Origin of the sequence: Geminicoccus flavidas, from assembly GCF_009806515.1 — a bacterium.
GTDB lineage: Bacteria > Pseudomonadota > Alphaproteobacteria > Geminicoccales > Geminicoccaceae > Geminicoccus > Geminicoccus flavidus.
Genome location: NZ_WUJP01000112.1, coordinates 1 through 5,856 on the forward strand (window position 1 = coordinate 1; position 5,856 = coordinate 5,856).

Genomic DNA, 5,856 nt, shown 5'->3' on the forward strand with positions numbered 1-5,856 from the left:
CACCCGTATCGATCAGCTTCTTCACGACTGCACTGGACACCCCGGCAGCCCTGGCCAGGTCCGCCGGTGCGAGCGGCTCCGTGGCCGCTGCGGCCAGCACCTGGTGCTGCTTGGGCGTCAGCTTGCGCGCCTGCGCGTCCTCGGCCGACCGGTACAGCTCGACCGTGCGCGGCTCTTCCAGGGCGGCATGGGTCGAGAGTGCGAGCTTCAGCACCTGGCCGCGCGGGCTGACCGTCTCGCGCGCCACATGATCGACCAGGCGGCGCAGCGGCTCGGGCAGCGACGGGACCGGCAGGAGCGGGCCGAGCGGCCGCAGCCGGCCGGGATCGACCGGGCGCTCGGGCCGGGTGTCCCAGACCACGCCCGGCAGGACCTGGCGGCCGAACGGCACGGCCACCACCTGGCCCGGCTCCGGCCGGGGCCGGCCGTCGGGCAGGAGATAGTCGAACGGTCCGTCCAGCGGTGCGGTCACCACGACGGACACGGTCGCGAAGGAATCGGCAAAGAGGTCGGGGGTCATGCGCCCGCCTAACATAGGTATCCTGCGCCCGCCGTGCTACCGCATCGCCTCATGCTGCACGGAACGGACGATCTCGACGACGCCCTGCGCGCCTGGCTCGTCGAGCTGGCCAAGGAGCGGCGCTTCTCTCCGCAGACCGTGGCCTATTATGGCGACGAGTTGCGCCGATTGTGCGCGTTCCTGGCAAGGCATCTGGGTGAGCGGCCGTCGCTGGCCAGTTTGATGGCGCTGCGGCCCGCCGACTTCCGGGCCTGGCTGGCGGACCGGCAGGCGCAGGGTCTGTCGCGCGGCTATGTGATGCGCGGCGTGGCGGCGGTGCGCTCGTTCTTCCGCTGGCTGGACCGCCGCCGGGGCCTGCACAACCCCGCTCTGTTCGCCCTGCGCACGCCCGCCGTGCCGCGCCGGCTGCCCCGCCCGCTCACCGTGGAGCAGGCGGGCGAGCTCACCGCGATGCTGGGCGACGGTGCCGAGCCGTTCGTGGCGCGGCGCGACCTGGCGCTGCTCCTGCTCCTGTGGGGCTGCGGGCTGCGCATCGGCGAGGCGCTGGGCCTGACCCGCTCCGCCCTGCCGCCCGATGCCGCTTCCCTGCGCAGCCTGAGAGTCCTCGGCAAGGGCGGGCGGGTGCGCGACGTGCCGGTGCTGCCGGTCGTGGCCCAGGCGCTGGCCGACTATCTCGCCGCCTGCCCCTTTCCCCAGGAGCCCGCCTCGCCCCTGTTTCTGGGGGTCCGTGGCGGGCCCATGGCCGCCGATGCCGTTCGGCGGCGCATCCGCCACGCCCGCAGCGTCCTGAACCTGCCCGATACCGCGACCCCGCATGCCCTGCGCCACAGCTTCGCCACCCACCTCCTGGAGAACGGCGCAGACCTGCGCTCCATCCAGGAGCTGCTGGGCCATGCCAGCCTGTCCACCACCCAGAAATACACCCAGGTCGACCAGGAACGGCTGTACCAGCTCTATGGCGCCGCCCATCCCCGCGCCTGAATGCCAGGGCCGGGCACCGTCCGCTCTGCGCATGCGCGGTTTGCGTTGTGCCCTCCGCCTTCCTAGGGTCGGCCCGTTCCTTGTCCGGCCGAACCAGAACGATCGATGCGCCTGCGTGCCGTCCTCCTGATCCTGGCCGCGGCGGCGGCACTGCTCGGCGCGCTGACCGGCGGGTTCTATTTCCTGTCCGACCCGGAGCGGATCCGCCAGCAGGCCGAGGCGTCGCTGACGGCCGTGCTCGACCGGCCGGTCCGGCTGGAGGGCCGGATCGGGCTTAGCTTCCTGCCAGCACCCCGGGCGGTGATCACCGAGCCCAGCTTGGTGGCGGACGGCGCCACGCTGGCACGGGCCGACCGCGTCGATTTGGCCCTGTCGCCGCTCCGGCTCCTGACCGGACAGCCACCAGTGCAGGCGCTCACCGCGGTCCGCCCGGAACTGGCCGCACCGGTGGCGGTCCTGGACCTGCTGCGCCTGGCGGACAGCGGCGAGACCGGCACGATCGAGGTGGCCGACGGCCGGCTGGCCATCCAGCTGGCACCGGGCACGCCGCCGCTGGAGCTGGCCGCCCTGGCGCTCGACCGCCGGGAGGACGTGGACGGCATCGTGCGGCTCACGCTCGCTGCCGAAACGGCCGACGGCGCGCTCGCCCTGGACGGGACCCTGCGGCGCGCGGACAGCAGCGGTGCCGTGCCCGCCGAACTGGAGCTGCACTTGGGGGAAAGCCGGATCGCCTGGCAGGGCCTCCTGGCCGCAGGGCGGCTGTTCGGCCGGCTGAGGGTCGCGGCAGCAGGCCGGCTGCCGGCCTGGCTCGGCCCATGGGCAGCGCTCGGCCCGGATGCCCCGTGGCAGGGCGAGAGCCGGGTGGACTATGGCGCGGCCGGCCTGAAGCTCACCGATCTCGCCGCCTCGTCGGGCAGCACCGCGCTGTCTGGCACGTTCGAGTTCCGCCATGCCGAACAGGCCGGCGAGCTGCGCCTGGACCTGCGCGACGCGACGCTGACGGCACCGGACTTGGCCCGGCTGGCGACGGGAACCGGCCTGTTCGGCGGTAACCGGATCGAAATGAAGCTCTCCGGCCATGGGCTCGACCTGCGCGGCGTGGCGCTGCCGGCCGTGGACGTGGCCGGCCGCCTGCTGCCGGACGGCCAGATCGAGATCGACCGGCTGGCGGCCTCGGTCGGCGCCGACGGCGCGCTGCGGCTGGAGCGGGGGCGCTTCTCGCCCGACGAGGAACTGGCCGGTACGGTGAGCCTCGACCTGCTGACCGCCATGCCGGTGCTGGGGCAGCTCGGTGTCCTGCCGGACTGGCTGCCGCCGGACCGCCCGGCCGGGCTGCTGGTTGAAGGCGAGTTGCGCTGGCGGCCGAAAAGCTGGGCACTCGAGCAGGCGACGCTGCAGGCCGACCAGAGTCGGTTCGCCGGCAGGGTCGAGCTCACCGACGGCGCCCTTACGCTTGCCGGACAGATCGACCGGCTCGACCTGGCGCAGTGGCTTGCCGGGTCCTCCGAGCCCGGCGACCTGCTCCGGCACCTGCCAGACGGCCAGTTCGACCTGCGGATCGGCCGGCTGTCGCAAGGCGACGCCTGGATCACCGACGTGGCGCTCGAGGCGCGCAGCCGGAACGGTCGCCTGACGGTCGCCGAGGCATCGGCCGGGGATCGCGCCGAGCTGCACGCGACGCTCGCGGGCTCGCTGGATCTCTCCGGCCGGACGCTGGACATGGTGCTGGGGCTGAGCGCGCCCCGGCCGCAGCGGATCGCCTCTGTGCTGGACTGGGACCTGCCCTGGCTGTCACGCCTGCCGGGGCTGGAGGGAGCACTGTCGCTGCGCGGGCCGTTCGACCGCCTGGAAGTGGCGCTGGACCTGGCCGGCGACGGGCAGAGCATCACCGCCAGCGGCACGTTCGGGCAGGGCGATCAGACAGCGGCGACCGCCCTGGACGTCCAGGCCCGGGCACCCGATCTCGCCGCGCTCCTGGCCGAGCTGGCGCTCCTGCCGATCGAGCCGCGTGCCCTTGGCGGCGCGGTGGCGGCCGATGCCCAGATCGGCCGCAGCGAGGACGGGCGCTGGCAGGGCCGGATCGATCTTTCGGCCGGGCCGCTGCGTGCCCACGGCCAGCTCGGCCTGCGCACCGGCAGCGAGGTGCCGCGCCTTGCCGGGCAACTTGCGCTGGCCGTGGCCCCGGATTCCCTCTCCGGCCTCTACGACTTCCTGTCCACCACCCTGTCCTTCGCACCGGGCTCGCCGCTCCGCTGGCCGGGCGCCTGGCCGGCCATGGACCTCCACTGGCACTGGCTGTTCGGGGCCGAGCTCGACCTCACGCTGCGCCAGCTCGCCGATCCGGACGGCCAGGGCCTTGGCCGGGTGCGCCTGGCGGAAGGGCGCCTTGACCTGGAACGGCTGGATCTGCCCCTTCCACAGGGCGGCTGGCTGCGGGGCGACCTCGCCCTGGACGGCCGCGGGCTGGTGCCGCTCATGGAGCTGGACGTGGCGCTCGACGATGCCGACAGCGCGGCACTGGGCGGTCTGCTCGGGATCCACCGCGCACCCCGGGCGAGGCTCGCCGCCGAAGCCAGCCTCACGGGCCAGGGCACCTCCGTCCGCGCGATCGTGGCGGATCTCGCCGGTGAGCTGCGCCTGGCGATCGGGCCGGGCACGCTGCCGCCGGCGGTCGGCAGCGACGCCTCGCCCTTCGCGTTCGCCGGCATCCACGGTGCGCTTGCCGCCCGGCGCGGCCTGCTGGAAAGCAGCCCGCCCCATCTGGCGGTCGACCTGCCGGACCGGTCGCGCCGCTACCTGACGGCACGGCTCGACCTGCCGGTCTGGTTCCTCGACGCGACGCTGCCGCCGGACAACGGCCTGCCCGGCTGGCACCTGCTGGGGCCGCCCGGGCAGGTCCGTGCGCTGCCGATCAGTCCGACGGCCCCAGCATCAGCTCAGGGCGAACCAGCCGGTCGAACTCCTCTTCCGTCAGAAGCCCCAGCGCCAGCGCCGACTCCTTGAGGGTGGTACCCTCCTTGTGCGCCTTCTTGGCGACCTTGGCAGCGTTGTCGTAGCCGATCTTCGGGTTCAGCGCCGTGACCAGCATCAGGCTCTCGTTCATGATCTGCGCCAGCCGCTCGCGGTTGGCCTCGATCCCGACCACGCAGTTGTCGGTGAACGAGCGGCAGCCGTCCGCGATCAGCCGGATCGACTGCAGCACGTTGTAGATGATCACTGGCTTGAACACGTTCAGCTCGAAATGGCCGTTCGAGCCGCCAACCGTGGCCGCCACGTGGTTGCCCATCACCTGGGCGCAGACCATGGTCAGCGCCTCGGACTGGGTCGGGTTGACCTTGCCCGGCATGATCGAGCTGCCGGGCTCGTTCTCGGGCAGGGAGATCTCGCCGAGACCACAGCGCGGGCCGGAGCCCAGCAGGCGGACGTCGTTGGCGATCTTCATCAGCGAGACCGCCAGCGTGTTGAGCGCGCCCGACAGCTCGACCATGGCGTCGTGCGAGGCCAGCGCCTCGAACTTGTTAGGTGCGGTCACGAACGGCAGGCCAGTGATCTTCGCCACCTCCTCGGCGAAGCCCTCGGCAAAGCCCTTCTTGGCATTCAGCCCGGTGCCGACCGCGGTGCCGCCCTGGGCTAGGTACCAGACCCGCGGCAGCGCCGCCTTCACCCGCTCGATGCCGTACTGGATCTGACAGGCATAGCCGCCGAACTCCTGGCCGAGGGTCATCGGGGTCGCATCCTGCAGGTGGGTGCGGCCGATCTTGATGATGTCCTTGAACTCGTCCGCCTTGGCAGCCAGCGCCGCGTGCAGGTGCTCCAGCGCCGGGATCAGCTCTCGGACCGCCTGCTCGCCCGCCGCGATGTGCATGGCGGTGGGGAAGGTGTCGTTGGAGGACTGGCCGCGGTTGACATGGTCGTTCGGGTGGACCGGCGACTTGCCGCCCTTGCTGCCATTCAGCAGCTCGTTGGCACGGCTGGCGATCACCTCGTTGGCGTTCATGTTGGACTGGGTGCCGGACCCGGTCTGCCAGACCACCAGCGGGAACTCATCAACCAGTTTGAGCTCGGCCACTTCCTCGGCCGCCTTGGCGATGGCGTCGCCGAGCTTGGGATCGAGCTGGCCCAGCCGGACGTTCACGCGGGCTGCGGCCAACTTGACGATGCCGAGCGCCCGGACCAGGGGAGCGGGCATCCGCTCGCCGCCGATCCTGAAGTTCTGCAGGGAACGCTGGGTCTGGGCACCCCAGTGCCGGTCCGCCGGCACCTCGATCGGCCCGAACGTGTCGCTCTCGACCCGGACCTCTTTGGCAACACTCATCGCAAACGCTCCTGCGCCCCAAGTTTTGCGGCTCAGGTCG

4 protein-coding genes are annotated in these 5,856 nt (G+C 72.4%); 2 read left to right on the plus strand and 2 right to left on the minus strand.

Translation table 11 applies throughout. The features are described 5' to 3' along the window. Positions 1-520, minus strand: a 520-nt coding sequence (locus EQG76_RS02990; RefSeq protein ID WP_456237658.1) for a primosomal protein N' family DNA-binding protein, incomplete at its 3' end; no start/stop codon positions are given. Positions 521-571: 51 nt separating this feature from the next. On the opposite strand from EQG76_RS02990, the gene EQG76_RS02995 reads away from it, so the two are divergent. Beyond that, positions 572-1,501: a tyrosine recombinase XerC gene (locus EQG76_RS02995; RefSeq protein WP_159710490.1), complete on the plus strand. Its 930-nt coding sequence runs from the start codon at positions 572-574 to the stop codon at positions 1,499-1,501. A gap of 105 nt (positions 1,502-1,606) precedes the next feature. Beyond that, positions 1,607-4,504 (plus strand): AsmA family protein, encoded by a 2,898-nt coding sequence (locus tag EQG76_RS03000; protein WP_159710492.1) that lies wholly within the window; start codon positions 1,607-1,609, stop codon positions 4,502-4,504. On the opposite strand, the gene fumC is transcribed toward EQG76_RS03000, so the two are convergent. Then, positions 4,413-5,816 (minus strand): class II fumarate hydratase, encoded by a 1,404-nt coding sequence (fumC, locus tag EQG76_RS03005; protein WP_159710494.1) that lies wholly within the window; start codon positions 5,814-5,816, stop codon positions 4,413-4,415. The genes EQG76_RS03000 and fumC overlap by 92 nt on opposite strands. Between the last annotated feature and the right edge of the window lie 40 nt (positions 5,817-5,856).